At 65.6% G+C, this 21,583-nt stretch carries 21 protein-coding genes; 15 read left to right on the top strand and 6 right to left on the bottom strand.

Annotation, left to right across the window (positions count from 1 at the left end; genetic code table 11):
- The first annotated feature begins 205 nt into the window (after nt 1-205).
- The 11 genes from ACOABP_RS16735 to ACOABP_RS16785 all read left to right on the top strand — a co-directional run bounded on the left by ACOABP_RS16735 (nt 206) and on the right by ACOABP_RS16785 (nt 12,543).
- Complete coding sequence (locus ACOABP_RS16735; RefSeq protein WP_474226266.1) at nt 206-2,287, top strand: 3-hydroxyacyl-CoA dehydrogenase NAD-binding domain-containing protein; 2,082 nt, start codon at nt 206-208, stop codon at nt 2,285-2,287.
- 44 nt (nt 2,288-2,331) lie between these two features.
- Entirely contained in the window at nt 2,332-2,997 is a 666-nt protein-coding gene (pncA, locus tag ACOABP_RS16740) for a bifunctional nicotinamidase/pyrazinamidase (RefSeq protein ID WP_474226268.1), read from the top strand.
- A 78-nt stretch (nt 2,998-3,075) separates the two neighbouring features.
- The gene (locus ACOABP_RS16745) at nt 3,076-4,254 is read left to right on the top strand and encodes an acetyl-CoA C-acyltransferase (protein ID WP_313837770.1); all 1,179 of its coding nucleotides are present in this window, start codon (nt 3,076-3,078) and stop codon (nt 4,252-4,254) included.
- Nucleotides 4,255-4,377: 123 nt separating this feature from the next.
- Nucleotides 4,378-6,237, top strand: coding sequence for an acyl-CoA dehydrogenase (locus ACOABP_RS16750; RefSeq protein WP_474226270.1), 1,860 nt, complete (start codon nt 4,378-4,380; stop codon nt 6,235-6,237).
- 76 nt (nt 6,238-6,313) lie between these two features.
- Nucleotides 6,314-7,096 (top strand): SDR family oxidoreductase, encoded by a 783-nt coding sequence (locus ACOABP_RS16755; RefSeq protein WP_066738898.1) that lies wholly within the window; start codon nt 6,314-6,316, stop codon nt 7,094-7,096.
- An 81-nt stretch (nt 7,097-7,177) separates the two neighbouring features.
- Complete coding sequence (locus ACOABP_RS16760; protein ID WP_474226272.1) at nt 7,178-7,609, top strand: PaaI family thioesterase; 432 nt, start codon at nt 7,178-7,180, stop codon at nt 7,607-7,609.
- A gap of 86 nt (nt 7,610-7,695) precedes the next feature.
- Nucleotides 7,696-8,709 (top strand): NADP-dependent oxidoreductase, encoded by a 1,014-nt coding sequence (locus ACOABP_RS16765; RefSeq protein ID WP_474226273.1) that lies wholly within the window; start codon nt 7,696-7,698, stop codon nt 8,707-8,709.
- 37 nt (nt 8,710-8,746) lie between these two features.
- Nucleotides 8,747-9,589 carry a class II aldolase/adducin family protein gene (locus tag ACOABP_RS16770; protein WP_066738048.1) on the top strand — a complete coding sequence of 281 codons (843 nt, stop codon included), beginning with the start codon at nt 8,747-8,749 and terminating at the stop codon, nt 9,587-9,589.
- A 40-nt stretch (nt 9,590-9,629) separates the two neighbouring features.
- Nucleotides 9,630-10,565 carry a glutathione S-transferase family protein gene (locus ACOABP_RS16775; protein WP_474226275.1) on the top strand — a complete coding sequence of 312 codons (936 nt, stop codon included), beginning with the start codon at nt 9,630-9,632 and terminating at the stop codon, nt 10,563-10,565.
- An 88-nt stretch (nt 10,566-10,653) separates the two neighbouring features.
- Entirely contained in the window at nt 10,654-11,556 is a 903-nt protein-coding gene (locus ACOABP_RS16780) for an SDR family oxidoreductase (protein ID WP_474226277.1), read from the top strand.
- Between the two features lie 66 nt (nt 11,557-11,622).
- On the top strand, nt 11,623-12,543 hold the full coding sequence (locus tag ACOABP_RS16785) for an alpha/beta fold hydrolase (RefSeq protein WP_474226279.1): 921 nt from the start codon (nt 11,623-11,625) through the stop codon (nt 12,541-12,543).
- Nucleotides 12,544-12,606: 63 nt separating this feature from the next.
- On the opposite strand, the gene ACOABP_RS16790 is transcribed toward ACOABP_RS16785, so the two are convergent.
- Nucleotides 12,607-13,128, bottom strand: a complete 522-nt coding sequence (locus ACOABP_RS16790; RefSeq protein ID WP_474226280.1) for an O-acetyl-ADP-ribose deacetylase — start codon at nt 13,126-13,128, stop codon at nt 12,607-12,609.
- 284 nt (nt 13,129-13,412) lie between these two features.
- Here ACOABP_RS16790 and ACOABP_RS16795 point away from each other — a divergent pair, with 284 nt between their 5' ends.
- From ACOABP_RS16795 to ACOABP_RS16810, 4 genes are all read left to right on the top strand, one after another.
- On the top strand, nt 13,413-14,411 hold the full coding sequence (locus tag ACOABP_RS16795; RefSeq protein ID WP_474226282.1) for an alpha/beta hydrolase: 999 nt from the start codon (nt 13,413-13,415) through the stop codon (nt 14,409-14,411).
- Between the two features lie 117 nt (nt 14,412-14,528).
- Nucleotides 14,529-15,512, top strand: coding sequence for a tripartite tricarboxylate transporter substrate binding protein (locus tag ACOABP_RS16800; RefSeq protein ID WP_066738040.1), 984 nt, complete (start codon nt 14,529-14,531; stop codon nt 15,510-15,512).
- Nucleotides 15,513-15,573: 61 nt separating this feature from the next.
- Nucleotides 15,574-16,011 (top strand): YbgC/FadM family acyl-CoA thioesterase, encoded by a 438-nt coding sequence (locus ACOABP_RS16805; RefSeq protein WP_474226283.1) that lies wholly within the window; start codon nt 15,574-15,576, stop codon nt 16,009-16,011.
- A gap of 22 nt (nt 16,012-16,033) precedes the next feature.
- Nucleotides 16,034-16,255: a hypothetical protein gene (locus tag ACOABP_RS16810; RefSeq protein ID WP_474226285.1), complete on the top strand. Its 222-nt coding sequence runs from the start codon at nt 16,034-16,036 to the stop codon at nt 16,253-16,255.
- 55 nt (nt 16,256-16,310) lie between these two features.
- On the opposite strand, the gene denD is transcribed toward ACOABP_RS16810, so the two are convergent.
- The 5 genes from denD to otnK form a co-directional block, all read right to left on the bottom strand.
- A complete protein-coding gene (gene denD / locus ACOABP_RS16815; RefSeq protein ID WP_474226286.1) occupies nt 16,311-17,282 on the bottom strand; it encodes a D-erythronate dehydrogenase in 972 nt (323 codons plus the stop codon).
- Between the two features lie 31 nt (nt 17,283-17,313).
- Nucleotides 17,314-18,096, bottom strand: a complete 783-nt coding sequence (gene otnI, locus ACOABP_RS16820; RefSeq protein ID WP_066738034.1) for a 2-oxo-tetronate isomerase — start codon at nt 18,094-18,096, stop codon at nt 17,314-17,316.
- A gap of 28 nt (nt 18,097-18,124) precedes the next feature.
- On the bottom strand, nt 18,125-19,483 hold the full coding sequence (locus ACOABP_RS16825; RefSeq protein WP_474226296.1) for an MFS transporter: 1,359 nt from the start codon (nt 19,481-19,483) through the stop codon (nt 18,125-18,127).
- 187 nt (nt 19,484-19,670) lie between these two features.
- A complete protein-coding gene (gene otnC / locus ACOABP_RS16830; RefSeq protein WP_474226297.1) occupies nt 19,671-20,312 on the bottom strand; it encodes a 3-oxo-tetronate 4-phosphate decarboxylase in 642 nt (213 codons plus the stop codon).
- Nucleotides 20,309-21,577 (bottom strand): 3-oxo-tetronate kinase, encoded by a 1,269-nt coding sequence (gene otnK, locus ACOABP_RS16835; RefSeq protein ID WP_474227865.1) that lies wholly within the window; start codon nt 21,575-21,577, stop codon nt 20,309-20,311. Before otnK ends, otnC begins: the two co-directional genes overlap by 4 nt.
- Nucleotides 21,578-21,583 lie beyond the last annotated feature (6 nt).

The following is a 21,583-nucleotide window of genomic DNA, read 5'->3' on the forward strand; positions in this document are numbered from 1 at the left end:
GAAATTGAACGACCGTGCTATTTTGTGTATGCTTGTTCCGCTTTCAGGCCGGATGGCTTGTGGCACAAGGGATTGCGGGCCGTCGGACAAGCAGCCCGAAGTTCCGGCACGACCAGAGCAAGAACTGCATTCGAGAATTCGAATCCCGAGACAACCCATGAGCCCCTAGAAAGACGAAGGGCTCGCAAATACCAAAGGAACGCGTATGACAGCGCAGTATCAGGTACAGGACGGCGTAGCCGTTATCACGCTCGACAATCCCCCGGTCAACGGCCTCGGTCACAGCACCCGCCTGGGCATCGTCGAAGGCTTGACCCGTGCGCTGGACGATGCCGCCGTCAAGGCCGTCGTCATTACCGGTGCAGGCAAGGCGTTCTCGGGCGGCGCCGATATCCGTGAATTCAATACCCCCAAGGCCACGCAGGAACCGACCCTGCATTCGGTGATCCGCGCGCTGGAAGCGTCGACCAAGCCGGTCGTGGCCGCCATCCACTCCGTTGCCATGGGCGGCGGCCTGGAGCTGGCCCTGGGCTGTAACTACCGTGTGGCCGCCAAGGGTGCGCAGATCGCGCTGCCCGAAGTCAAGCTGGGCCTGCTGCCCGGCGCGGGCGGTACGCAGCGCCTGCCGCGCCTGATCGGCCTGGAGCACGCGCTGAACATGATCGTGTCCGGCACGGCCATCCCCTCGGAAAAGTTTGCTGGTTCGAAGCTGTTCGACGAGCTGGTCGATGGCGACGTGCTGCCTGCTGCCGTCAAGTTCGCCCAGAACGTGGCAGCGGCCCCCGGCCCGTACCCGAAGGTGCGCGACCTGAAGGTACGCCACGAAAACGCAGAGGGCTTCCTGGCCTTCGCCAAGAACACCGTGGCGGCCGTGGCCAAGAACTTCCCGGCGCCGTCGAAATGCGTGGAGGCCGTGGCCGCCTCGCTCAAGCCGTTCGAAGCCGGCCTGAAGGAAGAGCGCGAAGGCTTCATGTTCCTGGTGGGCACGCCGGAATCGCGCGCGCTGCGCCATGCCTTCTTCGGCGAGCGTGCCGCCAGCAAGATCCCCGATGTGCCTGGCGATACCCCGATCCGCAAGATCGAGCGCGTAGCCGTGATTGGCGCCGGCACGATGGGCGGCGGCATCACGATGAACTTCCTGAACGCCGGCATCCCCGTGACGATGCTGGAAACCAAGCAGGAAGCGCTGGACCGCGGCGTGGGCACGATCCGCAAGAACTACGAAAACAGCGCCAAGAAGGGCAAGCTCACGCAGGAAAAGGTCGAGCAGCGCATGGGCCTGCTGACCACTACGCTGTCCTATGACGACATCAAGGACGCCGACATGGTCATCGAGGCCGTGTTCGAGGAAATGGGCGTCAAGGAAATCGTGTTCAAGAAGCTGGACGAAGTGATGAAGGCGGGCGCGATCCTGGCCTCCAACACGTCCACCCTCGACGTGAACAAGATTGCCTCGTTCACCAAGCGTCCGCAGGACGTGGTCGGCATGCACTTCTTCAGCCCGGCCAACGTCATGAAGCTCCTGGAAGTGGTGCGCGGCGAGAAGACCGGCAAGGACGTGCTGGCCACGGTCATGCAGATCGCCAAGAAGATCAAGAAGACTGCCGTGGTATCGGGCGTCTGCGACGGCTTCATCGGTAACCGCATGATCGAGCAGTACAGCCGCCAGGCCGGCTACCTGCTGGACGAGGGCGCGCTGCCCGAACAGGTGGACCGCGCCATCGAGAAGTTCGGCTTCGCCATGGGCCCGTTCCGCATGGGCGACCTGGCCGGCAACGACATCGGCTGGGCCATCCGCAAGCGCCGCGCCGTGGACAAGCCGGACATCCAGTATTCGAAGACCGCCGACAAGCTCTGCGAGCTGGGCCGCTTCGGCCAGAAGACCGGTGCCGGCTGGTACGACTACAAGGCGGGCGACCGCAAGCCGTACCCGAACGCCCAGGTCAACGAGATGATCGTCGAGCACTCGAAGGAACTCGGCATCACGCGCCGCAAGATTTCCGATGAGGAAATCGTCGAGCGCCTGGTGTTCGCGCTGGTCAACGAAGGCGCGAAGATCCTGGAAGAAGGCATTGCGTCGAAGGCGTCGGACATCGACATGGTCTACCTGACCGGCTACGGCTTCCCGCTGTTCCGTGGCGGCCCGATGCTCTACGCAGACCAGGTTGGCCTGTTCAACGTGGCCCAGTCCATGAAGCGCTACGCCAAGGGTTACCACGGCGAAGCCTGGAAGGTGGCCCCGCTGCTGCAGAAGCTGGCCGACGAGGGCAAGGGCTTCAACGGCTGAGTCACGACGACCTGAATCGAAGGAAAACAGGGGAACGCGGAATCATGGCCTACGGCGCGCAGGACTGCCTGCTGGTGATCGACGTGCAGAACGACTTCATGCCCGGTGGCGCGCTGGCCGTGCCGCAGGGCGACGAAGTCGTGCCCGTGATCAACCGGCTGGCGCCGGTATTCGACCACGTGGTGCTGACGCAGGACTGGCATCCGGCCGGGCATGCTTCGTTTGCCACCAGCCATGTCGGGCGCGCGCCGTTCCAGACCACCACGCTGCCGTATGGCGAGCAGGTGCTGTGGCCCGACCACTGTGTGCAGGACACCCCAGGCGCCGCGTTGCATGCGGACCTGTGTGTACCGCATGCTCGGCTGGTGATCCGCAAGGGTCTCCACGCCGGCGTGGACAGCTACAGCGCGTTCCTGGAAGCGGATCGCACGACGAAGACCGGCCTGGGGGGCTACCTGCGCGAGCAGGGCGTCCGTCGGGTGATCTGCGTGGGGCTGGCGACCGATTACTGTGTGGCCTGGAGCGCGCTCGATGCGCGCGCGGCGGGCTTCGAGGCAGTGATCGTGGAAGACGCCTGCCGGGCGATCGATCTGGACGGATCGCTGGCCCGCGCGTGGCAGGCGCTGGCTGCGGCCGGCGTCCAGCGCACGACGTCCGCGGCGTTGCTGGCCGGCAGTCCGAACCACAACCCCTGGTTGCCCGAATCCTGACGATTCACGTCGACATACCGAATATTTGTCGCAAGTTAGCTAGTTAGCTAGAGACACCAAGATACCGAGGAGCAACACATGAACGAGGCAGTCATCGTATCCACGGCCCGTACCGGGCTGGCCAAGAGCTGGAAGGGCGCTTTCAACATGACCCACGGCGCCACCCTGGGCGGTCACGCCGTCCAGCACGCCATCGCGCGCGCCAAGATCGAGGCCGGTGAAGTGGAAGACGTGCTGATGGGCTGTGCCAACCCCGAAGGCGCCACCGGTGCCAACATCGCCCGCCAGATCGCCCTGCGCGCCGGCTGCCCGGTGACCGTGCCCGGCGCCACCGTGAACCGCTTCTGCTCGTCCGGCCTGCAGACCATCGCCATGGCCGCGCAGCGCGTGATTGCCGACGAAGGCGATATCTTCGTGGCTGGCGGCGTGGAGTCGATCTCGTGCGTGCAGCAGGAGATGAACCGCCACATGATCCAGGAAAGCTGGCTGAACAAGAACAAGCCGGAAATCTACTGGAGCATGCTGCAGACCGCCGAGAACGTGGCCAAGCGCTACAACATCTCGAAGGAACGCCAGGACGAGTATGGCGTGCAGAGCCAGCTGCGTGCCGCAGCGGCCCTGGAAGCCGGCAAGTTCAAGGACGAGATCGTGCCGATGACGGTACTCGCCGGCGTGGCCGACAAGGCTACGGGTCAGCTGATGACCAGGGAAGTGACGATCGACGCCGACGAAGGCATCCGCGCCGACACTACCCTGGAAGGCGTGTCGAAGATCCGCACGGCCATGCCGGGTGGCGTTATCACGGCCGGCAATGCGTCGCAGTTCTCGGACGGCGCCTCGGCTGCCGTGGTGATGAACGCCCGCGTGGCGGCCGCCAAGGGCCTGCAGCCGCTGGGCGTGTTCCGCGGTTTTGCCGTGGCCGGCTGCGAGCCCGATGAAATGGGTATCGGCCCGGTGTTCGCGGTGCCGAAGCTGCTGAAGAAGACGGGCCTGAAGGTCGAGGATATCGGCCTGTGGGAACTGAACGAGGCATTTGCGGTGCAGGTGCTGTACTGCGCCGACAAGCTCGGCATCCCCATGGACCGCCTGAACGTCAACGGCGGCGCCATCGCCGTGGGTCACCCGTACGGTGTGTCCGGTGCCCGCCTGGTCGGCCATGCGCTGATCGAAGGCAAGCGCCGCGGTGTCAAGTACGTCGTGGTGACGATGTGCATTGGCGGCGGCCAGGGTGCCGCCGGCCTGTTCGAAGTCCTGTAAGCCTGCTGGCCTCATCGGACTGACGATGTTTCGCGCCCTCTCCGCCACGCAGGGAGGGCGTGGCTTCCTACCCCCTTGCGACGGCTGTCTGCCGCGCTTTTTCAGCCAGGAGTGTTGCCTCCCATGTCGCTGATTCTCTCCCGTCGTGACCTCAATTTCGTCCTGTACGAATGGCTCAACGCCGAGTCACTGACGCAGATTCCCCGTTTTGCAGACCACTCGCGCGAAACCTTCGACGCCGCGCTCGATACCTGCGAAAAGATCGCCACGGACCTGTTTGCGCCGCATAACAAGAAGAGCGACGCCCACGAGCCGCACTTCGACGGCGACACCGTCACGATCATCCCCGAAGTCAAGACAGCGCTGAAGGCGTTCTGCGAGGCCGGCCTGATGGCCGCCGGGCAGGACTACGAGTATGGTGGCATGCAACTGCCGGTCACGCTGGAAAAGGCGGCGTTTGCATATTTCAAGGCTGCCAATGTCGGGACGAGTTCGTATCCGTTCCTGACCATCGGCAATTCCAACCTGCTGCTTACCCACGGCACGCCGGCGCAGATCGACACCTTCGTGCGCCCCGAGCTGGAGGGCCGCTTCTTCGGCACGATGTGCCTGTCGGAGCCCCAGGCCGGGTCGTCGCTGTCGGATGTCACCACGCGTGCCGACTACGAAGGCGAATCGCCGCTGGGCCAGCAATACCGGCTGCGCGGCAACAAGATGTGGATCTCGGCCGGCGAGCACGAACTGTCCGACAACATCGTGCATCTGGTGCTGGCAAAGATTCCGGGTCCTGACGGCAAGCTGATCCCGGGCGTGAAGGGCATCTCGCTGTTTATCGTCCCCAAGTACCTGGTCAACCCGGACGGCTCGCTGGGCGAGCATAACGACGTGGTGCTGGCCGGGCTGAACCACAAGATGGGCTACCGGGGCACCACCAACTGCCTGCTGAACTTCGGCGAGGGCATGAAGTACAAGCCGGACGGCAAGGCCGGCGCCATCGGCTACCTGGTGGGCGAGCCGCACAAGGGCCTGGCCTGCATGTTCCACATGATGAACGAGGCGCGTATCGGCGTGGGGCTGGGCGCGGTGGCGCTGGGCTACACGGGCTACCTGCATGCGCTGGACTACGCGCGCAATCGTCCGCAGGGCCGGCCGGTCGGGCCGCAGGGCAAGGACCCGGCCAGCCCGCAGGTCAAGCTCGTCGAGCACGCCGATGTGCGCCGCATGCTGCTGGCGCAGAAGAGCTATGTCGAAGGTGGCCTGGCGCTTAACCTGTACTGCGCGAGGCTGGTGGACGATGAACACGCCGCCAGGGCCGCCGGCGAGACGGCAAGGCAGCGCGAGCTGTCGCTGCTGCTCGATATCCTGACGCCGATTGCCAAGAGCTGGCCGTCGCAGTGGTGCCTGGAAGCCAACAGCCTGGCTATCCAGGTGCATGGCGGCTACGGCTATACGCGGGAATACAACGTCGAGCAGTTCTATCGCGACAACCGCCTGAATCCGATCCACGAAGGCACGCACGGCATCCAGGGCCTGGATCTGCTGGGCCGCAAGGTGGTCATGCAGGACGGGGCGGCCTTCCAGCTGCTGGGCCAGCGCGTGCAGTCGACCTGCGAACGCGCCGTAGCCAGTGGCGACAAGGTGCTGGGCGACCAGGCCCGTGCGCTGGGTGCCGCTGCCGCGCGGCTGGCCGAAGTCACGCGTACGCTGTGGTCGGCCGGCGATCCGAACGTGACACTTGCCAATGCGTCGGTCTATCTGGAGGCGTTCGGCCATGTCGTGGTGTCGTGGATCTGGCTTGAGCAGGCGCTGGTGGCGCAAGCCGCGCTGACTGGCGCGACAGGCGAGGATGCCGACTTCTATCGCGGCAAGCTCGCGGCCGCGGCTTACTTCTTCCGGTTCGAACTGCCGAAGGTGTATCCGCAGCTCGACCTGCTGGCCTCGCTGGACCGGACGACGCTGGACATGCAGGACGCCTGGTTCTGAATCGCAAGCCGCCAGGGACGATTGGCTTCGTTTCTGGCGCCTTGCGGAAATGCACAAGAAAGAAACGGAGACAACCATGAGAACCATCCAGCAACTGTTCGACCTCAAGGGCCGTACCGCGCTGATTACCGGCGGCTCGCGCGGGCTTGGCCTGCAGATTGCCGAGGCGCTGGGCGAGCAGGGCGCACGAGTGGTGCTGTCGGCGCGCAAGGCTGACGAACTGCAGTCGGCGCAGGCGCACCTGAAGGCCCGCGGCATCGAGGCCGACTGGATTGCCGCCGATGGCTCGCGCGACGACGAGATCGCGCGCCTGGCGGACGAGGCCCTGGCAAAGCTCGGCCACGTCGACATCCTCGTCAATAACGCGGGTGCCACGTGGGGTGCCCCGGCCGAGGATCACCCGATCGAGGCCTGGGACAAGGTGATGAACCTGAATATCCGTGGTCTGTTCCTGCTGTCGCAGAAGATCGGCAAGCTGTCGATGATCCCGCGCCGCCACGGCCGCATCATCAATGTGGCGTCGATTGCAGGCCTGGGTGGCAACCCGCCGGGCTCGATGGAGACGATTGCCTACAACACGTCGAAGGGCGCCGTGGTCAACTTCACGCGTACGCTGGCCGGCGAATGGGGCGAGCACAACATTACGGTCAACGCGCTGGCACCGGGCTTCTTCCCGTCGAAGATGACCAAGGGCTCGCTGGACCGCCTGGGCGTGGACAAGATGTGCGAGGGCGTGCCGCTGCACCGCCTGGGCGATGACGAAGACCTGAAGGGCGCCGCGCTGCTGTTTGCGTCGGATGCCGGCAAGCACATCACGGGGCAGATCCTGGCGGTGGATGGCGGGGTCAGCGCGGTGTAAGTACGGTGTGAGCGCGGCCGGGTGCCGGCAATGCCGGCGACGGGCGCATAATCACGCCACGTATTTTATTAGCCCCCAACCATGACCCAACGTCAACTGAACATCCCATTCCTGGCCGATCTCGGCGTGCTGTGCAACTACATGGAAGGCGGCCGCAGCGAGATCGAGCTGGACCTGCAGAAGCGCCACCAGAACAGCTGGGACATGGCGCACGGCGGCGTGATCATGACCCTGCTCGACGTGGCGATGGCGATCGCCGGCCGCTCGTCGGACGCCGATGGGCGGGGCGTGGTCACCATCGAGATGAAGACCAGCTTCATGTCGCCGGGGCGCGGCAAGCTGACGGCGCGCGGCCAGACCGTGCATCGTACGTCGACCATGGTGTTCTGCGAAGGCGAGATCGTCGACGCCGACGGCAAGATCGTGTCGAAGGCCTCGGGCACGTTCAAGTACATCAAGCGCATGCCGCCCAAGCGGGAAACCGGGGCGGCGGATTCGGGCGCCGACGGCTGATCCCGTTGCACCCGAAGTTGTCCTTTCATTACGCAAACCGCGCAAACCAGGCACAAGCCAGGCGCAAACCGAGCGAAGGAACCCACATGTCGAAGCAAACCTACAAGCGCATCGTACTGGCATCGCGTCCCACCGCAGCCGTCACGCCCGAGAACTTCCGCCTGGAAGAAGTGGCCGTGCCGGAACTGGCCGACGGCCAGGTCATGGTGCGCAACCATTTCCTGTCGCTGGACCCGTATATGCGCGGCCGCATGAGCGACAGCAAGTCGTATGCCGATCCGCAACCGCTGGGCGAAGTCATGATCGGCGGCACCGTGGGCGAGGTTATCGCCAGCAAGAACCCGAAATGGAACGTTGGCGACAAGGTCGTCGGCATGTTCGGCTGGCAGGAAATTGGCGTGACCGATGGCGGCGGCATGCAGAAGGTGGATACCACGCATATTCCGCTGTCGGCCTACCTGGGTTCCGTGGGCATGCCCGGCGTGACGGCCTGGTATGGCCTGAACAAGATCATCGCCCCGAAAGCGGGCGAGACCATCGTCGTCAGCGCGGCCTCTGGCGCGGTGGGCAGCGTGGTTGGCCAGCTTGCCAAGCTGGCAGGCTGCTACGTGGTGGGCGTGGCCGGCGGCAAGGACAAGTGCGACTACGTGACCAATGAACTGGGCTTCGATGCCTGCGTGGACTACAAGGCGGCCAAGGACGCCAAGGAGCTTTACGCGATGGTCAAGGCCGTGACGCCTAAGGGTATCGACGGCTACTTCGAGAACGTGGGCGGCGACATCCTCGACGTGGTGCTGGCCCGCCTGAACCCGTTCGCGCGGATCGCCGTGTGTGGCCTGATCGCCGGCTACGACGGCCAGGACATGCCGATCCGCAACCCGCGCGCCATCCTGGTATCGCGCTGCAAGATCGAGGGCTTCATCGTGTCCGAGCACATGGACGTCTGGCCGCAGGCGCTCAAGGAACTGGGCGGCTTTGTGGCGCAGCGCAAGATCAAGTTCCGCGAGAGCATTGCCGAAGGGATCGCCAGCGCGCCGGAAGCCTTTACTGGCCTGCTCAAGGGCAAGAACTTCGGCAAGCAACTGGTAAAGCTGGCCTGACCGGCACACCAACCCCATAAAAGAACAGGAGACAGCCATGAACGCCCCGCAAACTGCCACTGACAAGGACGACATGGCCGCTGGCCTGTCCGAAGAGGTCAAGGCCCGCTACCGCAACCTGCCGCGCCCGCCCAAGTTCGACACGCCGGCACAGGAACGGCTGCATCGCAAGCAGCGGCTGGCGGCGGCGTTCCGGCTGTTCTCCAAATTTGGCTTCGACGAAGGCGTGGCCGGCCACATCACGGCGCGCGACCCCGAGTTCACCGACACGTTCTGGGTCAACCCGTTTGGCGTGCATTTCAGCCACGTCAAGGTCTCGAACCTGATCCGCTGCGATCACCACGGCAACGTGGTGGAGGGCGACTACCCGGTGAATGCGGCAGCCTTTGCCATCCACTCGCGCGTGCACCAGACGCGGGAAGACGCCGTTGCCGCCGCGCATTCGCACAGCACCTACGGTCGCGCGTGGTCCACGCTGGGCCGCAAGCTCGATCCGCTGACGCAGGATGTCTGCGCGTTCTACAACGACCACGCGCTGTACGACGATTTTGGCGGCGTGGTGGTCGAGCTGGACGAAGGCCAGCGCATCGCCAATGCGCTGGGCGCCAACAAGGCGGCCATCCTGCAGAACCATGGCCTGCTGACGGTGGGCAAGACCGTGGACGAGGCCGCCTGGTGGTTTATCACCATGGAGCGGTCGTGCCAGGTGCAGATCCTGGCCGAATCGGCGGCCGCCCGGACGGGCCAGGCACCGAAGCTGATTGGCGATGCGGCGGCCCGCCAGGCCTATTCGATCGTCGGCACGGCGCAGGCCGGCTGGTTCCAGTTCCAGCCGTTATACGCACGTATCGTTAAAGAACAGCCGGATCTGCTCGATTAAGAAGGAATCGATCTCTCTGATCTCTTCCTGAAAGGCCAAGATGCCCGACATCATCCTTCATCAATACGCAACATCGCCGTTTTCCGAGAAAGTTCGGCTGGTACTGGGCGCCAAGGGCTTGTCCTGGTGCGCGGTGGAAATTCCGCCGATCATGCCCAAGCCGGACGTCACGGCGCTGACCGGTGGCTACCGCCGCACGCCGGTCATGCAGATTGGCGCCGATATCTATTGCGATACGGCGCTGATCTGCGCGGTACTGGACCGGATGACGCCCAATCCGCCGCTGTATCCGGCTGCCCAGGCGGCGCAGTCGCGCATCATGGCCGCGTGGATCGACAGCGCGCTGTTTACGGCCACGGTCACCTACGCGATGCAGCCGGCCGGGGTGCAGGCGATGCTGGCGCACCTGACGCCCGGGCAGATCCAGGCCTTCATGGCCGACCGCAAGGCCATGCGCGGCGACACCAACGCGCTGCGCATGCCGTTGCCGGAAGCGGCGGCAATGCTGCACGAGACCTTTGCACGGCTGCAGGAGCAGTTGTCCACCGGCCTGCAGCATGTGGCCGGGCCGGAACTGTCGATTGCCGATTTCTCGCTGTTCCACTGCATCTGGTTTATCCGCCGGGCCCCGGCGCTGGCGGCGCTGCTCGACGGGTATCCGCTGGTCAAGACGTGGTTTGCGCGCATGCAGGCGTACGGCCACGGCAAGCTGCGCGTGATTCCTTCCGAGTCAGCCATTGCCGATGCCTACGATCACGACCCGCAGCCGCATGACACGACCATCCTGCCCGGCGCCGGTTTTTCGGCCGGCGATGCGGTGACCGTCACCCCTACCGACTACGCGAAAGATCCGGTGGCTGGCGTGTTGCTGACGCTGACCGAGCATGTGGTCACGGTTCGCCGGCAGGACCCGCGCGCAGGCGCGGTCAACGTGCATTTCCCGCGCCAGGGCTACCACGTCCAGGCGGCAGGCTGAGGCATCGAGTGGTGCAGTTTTTTTCCCCTCTCCCACTTGCAGGAGAGGGGAGCAAACCGACAAGAATCCGAAAACGGAGGAGACACCCATGAAGCAGTTCGAAGGCAAGGTCGCCGTCATTACCGGTGGCGCATCGGGATTCGGCAAGGAATTCGCGCGGATTGGCGCCCAGTTGGGCATGAAGCTTGTACTGGCCGACGTCCAGGAAGACGCGCTCGACACTACCGTGGCGGAGCTCAAGGCGCAGGGTGCCCAGGTGATCGGGTTGCGCACAGATGTATCGAAAGCCGAACAGGTTCAGGCGCTGGCCGATGCGGCCATGACGGCCTTCGGCGAGGTCAACCTGGTCTTCAACAATGCCGGCGTGGGTGCGGGCGGCTTCGTCTGGGAAAACACCGAGAAGGACTGGGAGTGGGTGCTGGGCGTCAACCTGTACGGCGTGATCCACGGCGTACGGATCTTCACGCCGCTGATGCTGGAGGCCGCAAAGAAGGACCCGACGTTCCAGGGCCACATCGTCAACACCGCGTCGATGGCCGGGCTGCTGAACCCGCCGGCAATGGGCGTCTACAACGTGTCCAAGCACGCGGTGGTGTCGCTGACCGAGACGCTTTACCACGACCTTGGCCTGGTCACCGATCAGGTGCGGTGCTCGGTACTGTGCCCATACTTCGTGCCGACCGGCATCAGCCAGTCGCACCGAAACCGGCCGTCCGGCCTGACCAACGACGCGCCGCCCACGCGCTCGCAGATGGTGTCGCAGGCGCTGTCCGACAAGGCAGTCAGTTCGGGCAAGGTCACGGCGGCTGACGTCGCGCAGATGACGTTCGACGCCGTCCGCGACGAAAGCTTCTATATTTATTCCCACCCGCAGGCCCTGGATACGGTGCGGCACCGCATGGAACACATCATTGGCCAGACCAATCCTGGCGATGCGTTCGGCGACAAGCCCGAAGTCCGCGCTGGCCTGGTGGCCGCGCTGCGTGGCTGACCTGGCCACTTTCTTGCATCGTCGATCGGGAGACCTGTGATGGCAGAAATGGCCAGGGAGACAACGATGACCGCACCCGCCGTGATTCACCATTTGCAGTTCGCCAACCTGCCCAACGGCACGCGGCTGCATTACGGCAGTGCGGGCGAGCCGGGCAAGCCGCTGATCCTGTTCGTGCACGGCTTTCCGGAGTTCTGGTACGCGTGGGAGCGGCAACTGGCGGAATTCGGCCAGACCCATTTCGCGGTGGCGCCCGACCTGCGCGGCTTCAACCTGTCGAGCAAGCCGGCGTCGCCCGATGCCTACAAGCCGAAGCTGCTGGTCGAAGACCTGGTGCAGCTGATCCGGGTGCTGGGCTACGAGCGCTGCACGATCGTGGCGCACGACTGGGGCGGGGCGGTCTGCTGGAACCTGGTGGCGCAGTTTCCGGAGCTGGTCGAGCGCTTTGTCATCATCAACTCGCCCCATCCGTACCTGTTTGCCCGGGCGCTGTCGGCAGATCCGGCGCAGCAGCAGGCGTCGGCCTATATGAACTGGCTGCGCAAGCCCGGGTCGGAGCAGGCGCTGGCGGCCAACGACTTTTCCCTGGTGGAGAAGATGCTGACAGGCGAGGCTGGCACCGTGCCGGCCTGGTTCACGGGCGAGACCCGTGCGAAGTATCACGCGGCATGGTCGGCGCCTGGCGACGACGGGTCGCATCCGCTGACCGGTGGCGTCAATTACTACCGGGCCACGCCGATGCACCCGCCAGCACCGGGCGAGACCGCGCCCGATATCTCGCGGCTGGACCCGGCCATGTTCGTGATCCGGGTGCCGACGCTGGTGATCTGGGGCGAAAACGACCGCGCCCTGCCCAAGTCGCTGGTCGACGGGCTGGAAGATTTCGTGCCCGACCTGCGGCTCGAACGTATACCCGAAGGCACGCACTGGGTCATTCACGAGCAGCCAGAGCGGATCAACCTGCTGATCCGCAGCATGCTGCCGTGATGGCACCCAGCAGGGGAAGGGCGGCGCTGGCGGCTCGAACAACAGGCGCCAGCGCGCCAACGCCTATTTGAGCCGTTCGCGATACAGCTTGAAGTTCTCGTCGTCGAAGCAGACAAAGGTCACCTGCTCGATCGACGGGGCGCGGCCCAACGCTTCGCGTACCGCCCCGATGGCGATTTCCACGGCCCGATCGCGCGGGAAGCCATAGATGCCGGTGCTGATATTCGGAAACGCCACGGTGCGCAGGTTGTGGTCCGCCGCCAGCCGGATGCTGTTGCGATAGGCGCTGGCCAGCAACGTATCTTCGTTTTGCGCGCCGCCTTGCCAGACCGGGCCCACGGCATGAATGACATAGGGCGCCGGCAGCAGCCCGCCGGTGGTGATGACCGCCTCGCCAGTCGGGCATCCTCCCTGGGCGTCGCGAATGGCCCGGCACGCGGCCCCGATGGCAGGCCCGCCCGCGCCGTGAATGGCGCCGTCCACGCCGCCCCCGCCCAGCAGCCCGTTATTGGCTGCATTGACGATGGCATCGACCTCCATCCGGGTGATATCCCCATGCACAACCTGCAAGTGTTCGCCTGTCATGGTGTCTCCTGATTTGTAGGGGTGCCGTGCTGGCGTCGCACGCCCTACAAGCATAGGCGTGGAACGTGCGCCCGGCAGCATCGCAAGCATGGCCGGTGATCGCGCAAAAGGTGCTTCAAGCGTTGTCTTGAGGGTTATTTCGTAATGCTGCATGCCGGAAAGGCTGGCATGATACGGAAATCGAACGACCGTTCACAATTCGAATATTTGTGAGCTTGTGATCCTGGTGTGCCCCCGGTCGGTAACGGTCTAACATGGCCGATTGTCCGATTTTGACTGTCTCTATGTCCGCTCAGCTTTCTCCGTCCGTTCCCGGCTTGCCCGCCCAGCCGCTCGACCCTCAGGTCGCGCAGCTGCTGGAACTGATTGCGCGGGCCAAGCGGCCGGCGATCCATACGATGGATCCGGCGGACGCCAAGATCGGCTACGAGAAAAGCGCGCCGATCCTGGACCTGTCGCCGGCAGCGGTGCACAGCGTCGAGGATTTCGCGGTCAAGGCCCGCGACGGTCACGCCATCCCGGTACGGCTCTATGCGCCGCGCGAGGCCAGCTGGGCCGATCCGCTGCCGTTGCTGGTCTACTTCCACGGCGGTGGCTTCACGGTTGGCAGTATCAATTCGCACGATTCGCTGTGCCGCGTGTTCTGCAATGGCGCCGACTGCCTGGTGCTGTCGGTCGACTACCGGCTGGGCCCGGAGTGGAAATTCCCGACTGCAGCCAACGACGCCTTCGACGTGTTGCACTGGGTGTTCGACGAAGCGGCCCGGCTTGGCGCCGACCCGGCCAAGATCGCCGTGGGCGGCGACAGCGCGGGCGGCACGCTGGCGGCGGCCTGTGCCGTCGAGGCGCGCAATACCGGCCTGGCACCGGTGCTGCAGATGCTGATCTATCCCGGCACCAGCGCGCGCCAGGACACCCCGTCGCACCGCGCGCTGGCCGACGGCTACCTGCTGACGTCCGATATGATCCAGTGGTTCTTTGGCCAGTATCTGGACCAGGATGCCAGCCGCGACGACTGGCGCTTCGCGCCGCTCGATGGCGGCGGGCAGGGGGCCGACGTGCGGGGCGTGTGCCCGGCCTGGATCGCCGTGGCTGGCTACGATCCGATGCACGACGAAGGCGTGGCCTACGCGGCCAAGCTGCAGGCGGCAGGCGTGGCAGCCACGCTGGCCGACTACCCGGCGATGATTCACGATTTCTTCAAGATGGGACGCTTTATCCATGCGGTGGCCGGCGCCCATGCCGACGCCATCGCCGCGCTGCGGGAGGCGTTCCAGACGTAGTACATCAACGATTTCGGCCTGACCCCTTCCCAAAACAACCGGGGCGGGCCTGCAACTGTTTCACGGTTTATCGAAGTCGCAACAGTGCATTTTTTGCAGCAGAAGGAGACAACACTCATGCAACGCCGCCACTTTATGGCCCAGGTGGGCCTGATCGCCGCTTCGGCCGCAGTTGGACTGGCCGCCATGCCGGCACACGCCCAGGCGGACAAATTCCCGAACCGTCCGATTCGCCTGATCATCGGCTACACGGCCGGCGGTTCCACCGACATTCCGTTCCGCGTGCTGGCAGACAACGCCTCGAAGATCCTGGGGCAGCCCGTGATCGTCGAGAACAAGCCCGGTGCCGGCGGTGTGCTGCCCGCCCAGATGATGCAGTCGACCGCGCCGGACGGCTACACGCTGGCCCAGGTGGCCATGCCCGTGTACCGCCTGCCGTATACCACCAAGATCAACTGGGATCCGGTCAAGGACCTGAACTACGTCATCAACCTGGCCGGCTATTCGTTTGGCCTGGTGGTGCCCGCCGATTCGCCGATCAAGACGATGCAGGACTACATCGCCTACGCCAAGGCCAATCCGGGCAAGCTGACCTACGGTTCGCCGGGCTCGATGACCACGCTGCACCTGACCATGGAAGACCTGGCGATGCGCCAGGGCGTGCAGTTCTCGCATATCCCGTACAAGGGCAACTCGGAATCGATGCAGGCGCTGCTGGGCGGCCACGTGATGTCGGTGGCCGACACGCCAGCCTGGGCCCAGTACGTGGAATCTGGCAAGCTGCGCCTGCTGTCCACCTGGGGCGACAAGCGCTCGGCGCGCTTCCCGAACGTGCCAACGCTGAAGGAACTGGGCATGGGCATCGTGCAGACCTCGCCGTTCGGCCTGGTGGCGCCCAAGGGCACCGATCCGGCCATCGTCAAGAAGCTGCATGACGCATTCAAGCAGGCCATGGAGATGCCGAACTATCGCGAATCGCTGGCGAAGTTCGACATGGAGCCGTACTACATGAGCAGCAGCCAGTACGCTGCCTTTGCGGCCGACACCGTCAAGCGCGAGCGCGCCATCATCGAGAAGCTGGGGCTGAACAAGCCGCAATAAGCCTGTCACCGGACGGGGCGTTCCACGGAGCGCCCCGTTTTTCATTTGGAGCTTGTGCCAGATGGCCAAAGAGGATTTCCGCCACAGCATGCCGCTGCGCGTGCGCTGGGCCGAGGTCGATCCCCAGTCGATCGTCTTCAACGCGCACTACCTGACGTACTGCGATATCTGCGTGACCGAATACTGGCGCGCGGTGGGCATCCGCTACCCTGAAGACGTGCTGCACGCGCATGGCGTGGACATTTTCGTGGTCAAGTCCACGCTCGAATATCACGCCTCGGCGCGCTTCGACGACTTGCTGGACATCCGCGGCCGCATGGCGCGCCTGGGGCGTTCAAGCATGCTGTTCCGCGTGGAGATGTATCGCGGTGACGAGCACCTGATTACCGGCGAGATCGTGTACGTGTGCGCCGACCCGAAGACGCAGAAGTCGGCGCCGATTCCCGCGCAGGTACGCGAGACCATCGACGCCTGGGAGGTGGCGAAGCCCGCCGTGTAAGGTGTGCCGCAGCAACTCCCCGGTGGCACCTGGAAGGATGGTGTTGCTGGTGGACGGCCGGCTGATCGGCGTGCCGTACATGACGTTGCGCGAGGCGCAGAACGTCAACTTTGCGATCCCATCGGCCTGGATTGCCGAAGTACCCGCCCGCTCGGCCGTGGCGGTGGCGAACTATCGCGCCGAAGTACCGGCCCGCAACGACCCGAACCGGTCACGCGCAAGATGCCGGCTGGCGCCATGGTAGCTGCCGGACGGCGTCGGCCAGGCGCCGATGCCGTCCGGCACTACGGGCTGGCCGCTCAGAGCGACAGGCCCGCATCCTCCGCATAGGCCTGGATCACCGAATCGAAGTCGGCATCGCTGACAAAACCCAGTTCCAGCGCGCGGGACGGGTCCCAGGCGGCCGGCCAGGTGCCGACGATCTTCTCGATGCGATCCTCGCGCTCCCAGGTCACGCGGTCGGCCACCGCATCGCCTGCCACGCGGCGCAGCGCGTCCACCATCTGCGCGGCAGTCACCGACAGCCCCGGCAGGTTCACCACACGGCGGTTGCCGAAACGGGCGCCGTCCAGTTCGATGCCATTGACCAGTGCCTGGATCGCGCCGCGCGGCGACAGCAGCCAAAGCGCGGTGTCCGGGTGCACCGGGCAGTTGGCGGCCACGCCCGACAACGGTTCGCGGATGATGCCGCTGGCGAACGACGACGCGGCGGCATTGGGCTTGCCCGGCCGCACGCTGATCGTCGGCAGGCGCAGCACGCGGCCATCGACAAAGCCCTTGCGGCTGTAGTCGGACAGCAGCAATTCGCCGATGGCCTTCTGCGCGCCATACGAGGACTGCGGATTCAGCGCGGTATCGTCCTGCACCACGGGCGGCAGCTTGCCGCCGTAGACGGCGACCGAACTCGTGAACACCACGCGCGGCGCATGGCCAAGCTGGCGGCACGTTTCCAGCAGCGCCCGCGAGGCGTCCAGGTTCACGCGCATGCCCAGGTCGAAATCAGCCTCGGCCTGGCCGCTGACCACGGCGGCCAGGTGGAAGATGGCCCCGGTGTCGCGGTCGATGGCCTGCGCGAGCACGGCCGGATCGGACAGGTCGCCGGTCACCACGCGGACACGCGCATCGTCGATCTGCGGCGCCACCACGTCGAGCAGCGTGAGCCTGTCGATCGTGACGGCCTTGCCGTCCAGGCTCAGTGCGCCACGCCTGAGCAGCAGGCGGGCCAGTTGCAGGCCCAGGAAACCGGCGCCGCCGGTAATCAGTACGTTCATGGTTGCAACATTCCGGTGGGTTTGCAGGGGATCAACGCTTCAGGTATGGCTTGAGCCAGCCCAGGCCCTCGGACGTGCCGGCGCGCGGGCGGTACTCGCAGCCGATCCAGCCCGTGTAGCCAAGCCGGTCGATCACGTCGAACAGGTACGGGTAGTTCAGTTCGCCAATGTCCGGCTCGTGCCGTTCGGGCACGCCGGCTATCTGGATATGGCCGATACCGGCAAAATCGCGTTCCAGCTTCTTGGCGATATCGCCTTCCACGATCTGGCAGTGGTAGCAGTCGAACTGCACCTTCAGGTTGGCGGCGCCCACCTGCTGGCAGATGGCCTGGCCGTCGTCCTGGCGGTTCAGGAAGTAGCCCGGCATGTCGCGCGTGTTGATCGGCTCGATCAGCACCGTGATGCCATGCGCGGCGGCCGACGCGGCGGCGTAGGCCAGGTTCTCCAGGTAGACGGCGCGGCAGCGCGCGCGGTCGGCGTCGGCCGGCACGATGCCGGCCATCACGTGCACGCGGTCGTTGCCGAGCACGGCCGCATATTCCAGCGCCTTTGCAAACGCGTTGCGGAACTCGGTCTCGCGTCCGGGCAGGGCGGCGATGCCGCGCTCGCCGGCGCCCCAGTCGCCCGGCGGCGCGTTGAACAGGGCCTGGGTCAGGCCGTGCGCGTCCAGCCGCTGGCGGATCTCGGCGGCCGGATGATCGTACGGGAACAGGTACTCCACGGCCTGGAAGCCGTCCTTTGCCGCGGCGGCAAAGCGGTCCAGGAAGTCGTGCTCCGTGTACATCATCGAGAGGTTCGCGGCAAAGCGCGGCATGTCAGGTCTCCTTGAACTTCAGGTTCGATCAGCGGTTGACCAGCCTGGCCGGGGTCAGCCACACCAGCAGGGCGCCCACGATCAGGATGGCCGACAGCACATACATCGGCAATTGCGTGCTCTGCGTCAGGTCCTTGAGCGCGCCGACCATGTACGGCGACACAAAGCCTGCCAGGTTGCCCACCGAGTTGACTACGGCGATGCCCGACGCGGCGGCAACGCCGCTCAGGAACGCGGTCGGCAGCGACCAGAACAGCGGCGCGCAGGTCAGCACACCGGCGGCGGCCAGCGACAGCGCCGCAATGGCCACCGGGGTATTGTGGGTGAACGACGCGGCAATGGCAAAGCCCGTGGCGCCCATCAGTGCCGGCACGATCAGGTGCCAGCGGCGTTCGCGGCGGGCATCGGCGCTGTGGCCCAGGATATTCATGACGACAATCGCGCAGATGAACGGGATGGCGGAGAGCAGGCCGATATTGAGGTTGCCGGTCACGCCGCTGGCCTTGACCAGCGTCGGCATCCAGAACGTCAGCGCGTACTGGCCGGTCACGAAGCAGAAATAGATCAGGCACATCCACCAGACGCGGCGGTCGCTGAACACGGCGCCCAGCGAATGCATGTCGCGCTGGCCGTTGGCGGCGGCTGCGGCAGAGGCGGCGCGCTCGTCTTCCTCGATGTTGCGCTTGAGCAGGGCTTTCTCGTCGTTGTCGAGCCACGGAGCCTTGTCGATGCCGTCGCGCAGCACGAAGATCGTCACGATGCCGATGGCAAACGCGGGCAGCGCCTCGATCAGGAACATCCACTGCCAGCCGGCCCAGCCGTGGGTGTCGTGGAAGGCGTCCATGATCCAGCCCGACAGCGGGTTGCCGAACATGCCGGCCACGGGAATGCCCGACATGAACAGCGCGATCATCTTGGCGCGGCGGTGCGACGGGTACCAGTACGTCAGGTACAGGATCACGCCCGGATAGAAGCCCGCCTCGGCCAGGCCCAGCAGGAAGCGCATGACGTAGAACTGCGTGGGCGTCTGCACGAACACGAAAGCGGCCGAGATGATGCCCCACGTGATCATGATCCGCGCAATCCAGATGCGCGCGCCGATGCGGTGCATCAGCAGGTTGCTGGGCACCTCGAACAGGAAATAGCCGATGAAGAACAGGCCGGCGCCCAGGCCGAACACGGTCTCCGAGAATTGCAGGTCCTGCGCCATCTGCAGCTTGGCGAAGCCCACGTTGACGCGATCGAGATAGGCGATCACGTAGCACAGCATCAGGAACGGCATGATGCGCCAGAACACCTTGTTGTAGGCGCTCTTTTCGGTGGCGGCGTCGGTGTCCAGCCGTGCGTCGGCGGCAGTGGTCCCCACCGCGGGGTTGGATGCGGTCATTTAGAAGGTCTCCTTGGTCTTGAACCGGCTGAGGGTGTCGCCCTCTCCCGCGTTGCGGGGGAGGGCCGGGGAGAGGGCGGGGCGTTGTTATGAGATGTCGCCAGAGCCTGGCGCTTGCCCTCTCCCCCAACCCCTCTCCCGCGTAGCGGGAGAGGGGAGCAAAGCAATGGGGTAGATTCCTGCGGCGCTACCACCTCGCCTTGAACGTGTCGCGCAGTTCCGCCAGCGCGGTTTCATCGAGTGGCGCGGGTTTGTCCCCGAGCATCATCCAGAGCCTGGCGGTTTCTTCCAGCTCCTCCAGCGCCCAGGCTGCCCGCGACACGCTGTCTTCCCACACCACCGGACCCAGCCGCGCCAGCAGCACGCCGCGTACCTCGTTTGCAAGCTGCGCCACGCGGGCAGCCACGGCCGGGTCGCCCGGGCGGTGGTACGGAATCAGCGGGATATGGCCCACCTTCATCACGTAGTACGGCGTGATCGGCGGCAGCACGTCGTCGGGTTGCCACACACCGGCCAGCGTCAGCGCCACCAGGTGGGTGGAATGGGTATGCACCACGCCATGGGCGTTCGGGTTGTTGTCGTAGACGCAGCGGTGCAGCGTCAGCGTCTTCGACGGCTTGTCGCCCGATACCCAGGTGCCGTCGGTCGCCACCTTGGCGACCCTGGCGGGGTCCAGCGTGCCCAGGCACGCGTCGGTGGGCGTGATCAGCCAGCCGTCTTCCAGGCGGGCGCTGATGTTGCCGGCCGTGCCGACCGTGTAGCCGCGCTGGAACAGGCTGGCGCCGACGCGGCAGATCTCTTCGCGCAGTGCGCTTTCGTTCTGGCTCATCGCGCGGCTCCCAGCACCTGCAGCGCTTCGTCGAAGAAGTTCTCGCCGCCGAAGTTGCCCGATTTCAGGGCCAGCGCCAGCGGCTCGGCATCGAGCGTGACGGTAGCCGGCACGCCCGGGGCAATCTGGCGGCCGATGCGCAGCGACTCCACGCCCAGCGCCTGCACCACGGCGCCCGACGTCTCGCCGCCGGCCACCACAAAGCGGCGCGTGCCGCGGGCCTTGAGCGTGGCGGCAATGCAGGCCAGCGCGTGTTCCACGAGTTCGCCTGCGCGTGCCACGCCAAGCTCGGCCTGCACGGCCTTGACCTGCTCGGGTTGCGCCGTCGCATAGATCAGCACCGGTTCGTCGTGATCGCGGGCAAAGGCCAGCGCCTCGTCGGTCACGGCCTCGCCGCGCGCCAGGCGCAGCGGATCGATCCGCAGGGCGGGGCGCTTCTGCGCGATCCAGTGCGCGACCTGGCCGTTGGTGGCGCGCGATGCGCTGCCCGCCAGCACCACGCCATGGCCGTTGACGGCCGGCACTTCGGCCGCGTCGGTGCGTGTCGGCAGCAGCCCGGCCCGGCGGAAATTCTCCGGCAGGCCCAGCGCGATGCCCGAGCCGCCCGTAATCAGCGGCAGCGCCGCGCAGCCTTCGCCCAGCGCGAACAGGTCGGCGTCGGAAATTGCATCGGCAATCGTCAGCTTTACGCCTTCGGCGCGCAGCGCGTCGATACGGGCGCGCACGGCCTGCGGGCCCTTCGCCACGGTGTCATAACGCAGCAGGCCCACCTTGGACTGGCTCTGGCGCTGCAGCACGCGCACCAGGCTGGCATCGGTCATCGGCGTGAGCGGATGGTGCTCCATGCCCGATTCGTTAAGCAGGGCATCGGCCACGAACAGGTGCCCACGGAAGATCGTGCGGCCGTTCTCGGGGAAGGCCGGGCAGGCGATCGTGAAATCGCTGCCCAGGGCGTCGAGCAGGGCTTCCGCCACCGGGCCGATATTGCCGGCGTCGGTCGAATCGAACGTCGAGCAGTACTTGAACACGAACTGGCGGCAGCCCTGCTCGCGCAACCAGGCCAGTGCGGCCAGCGACTGGGCCACCGCGTCGGCCACCGGAATCGTGCGCGACTTCAGCGCGACGACGATGGCGTCGGCCTGCACCGCCGAGGTGGGCACGCCAATGGTCTGCACGGTGCGCATGCCATTGCGCACGAGCGTGTTGGCCAGGTCGGTGGCGCCGGTGAAATCGTCGGCGATACAGCCCAGCAGGGGACGATCCATCGTCAT

This window comes from Cupriavidus sp. HE11, assembly GCF_056097175.1.

Coding starts and splice junctions, on each gene's coding strand:
- ACOABP_RS16785 (WP_474226279.1), top strand. CDS start 11,623: ATGACCGCACCCGCCGTGATTCACCATTTGCAGTTCGCCAACCTGCCC.
- ACOABP_RS16735 (WP_474226266.1), top strand. CDS start 206: ATGACAGCGCAGTATCAGGTACAGGACGGCGTAGCCGTTATCACGCTC.
- ACOABP_RS16775 (WP_474226275.1), top strand. CDS start 9,630: ATGCCCGACATCATCCTTCATCAATACGCAACATCGCCGTTTTCCGAG.
- ACOABP_RS16800 (WP_066738040.1), top strand. CDS start 14,529: ATGCAACGCCGCCACTTTATGGCCCAGGTGGGCCTGATCGCCGCTTCG.
- ACOABP_RS16765 (WP_474226273.1), top strand. CDS start 7,696: ATGTCGAAGCAAACCTACAAGCGCATCGTACTGGCATCGCGTCCCACC.
- otnI (WP_066738034.1), bottom strand. CDS start 18,096: ATGCCGCGCTTTGCCGCGAACCTCTCGATGATGTACACGGAGCACGAC.
- ACOABP_RS16750 (WP_474226270.1), top strand. CDS start 4,378: ATGTCGCTGATTCTCTCCCGTCGTGACCTCAATTTCGTCCTGTACGAA.
- ACOABP_RS16790 (WP_474226280.1), bottom strand. CDS start 13,128: ATGACAGGCGAACACTTGCAGGTTGTGCATGGGGATATCACCCGGATG.
- pncA (WP_474226268.1), top strand. CDS start 2,332: ATGGCCTACGGCGCGCAGGACTGCCTGCTGGTGATCGACGTGCAGAAC.
- ACOABP_RS16755 (WP_066738898.1), top strand. CDS start 6,314: ATGAGAACCATCCAGCAACTGTTCGACCTCAAGGGCCGTACCGCGCTG.
- ACOABP_RS16780 (WP_474226277.1), top strand. CDS start 10,654: ATGAAGCAGTTCGAAGGCAAGGTCGCCGTCATTACCGGTGGCGCATCG.
- ACOABP_RS16825 (WP_474226296.1), bottom strand. CDS start 19,483: ATGACCGCATCCAACCCCGCGGTGGGGACCACTGCCGCCGACGCACGG.
- ACOABP_RS16745 (WP_313837770.1), top strand. CDS start 3,076: ATGAACGAGGCAGTCATCGTATCCACGGCCCGTACCGGGCTGGCCAAG.
- denD (WP_474226286.1), bottom strand. CDS start 17,282: ATGAACGTACTGATTACCGGCGGCGCCGGTTTCCTGGGCCTGCAACTG.
- otnK (WP_474227865.1), bottom strand. CDS start 21,577: ATGGATCGTCCCCTGCTGGGCTGTATCGCCGACGATTTCACCGGCGCC.
- ACOABP_RS16770 (WP_066738048.1), top strand. CDS start 8,747: ATGAACGCCCCGCAAACTGCCACTGACAAGGACGACATGGCCGCTGGC.
- ACOABP_RS16760 (WP_474226272.1), top strand. CDS start 7,178: ATGACCCAACGTCAACTGAACATCCCATTCCTGGCCGATCTCGGCGTG.
- ACOABP_RS16805 (WP_474226283.1), top strand. CDS start 15,574: ATGGCCAAAGAGGATTTCCGCCACAGCATGCCGCTGCGCGTGCGCTGG.
- ACOABP_RS16795 (WP_474226282.1), top strand. CDS start 13,413: ATGTCCGCTCAGCTTTCTCCGTCCGTTCCCGGCTTGCCCGCCCAGCCG.
- otnC (WP_474226297.1), bottom strand. CDS start 20,312: ATGAGCCAGAACGAAAGCGCACTGCGCGAAGAGATCTGCCGCGTCGGC.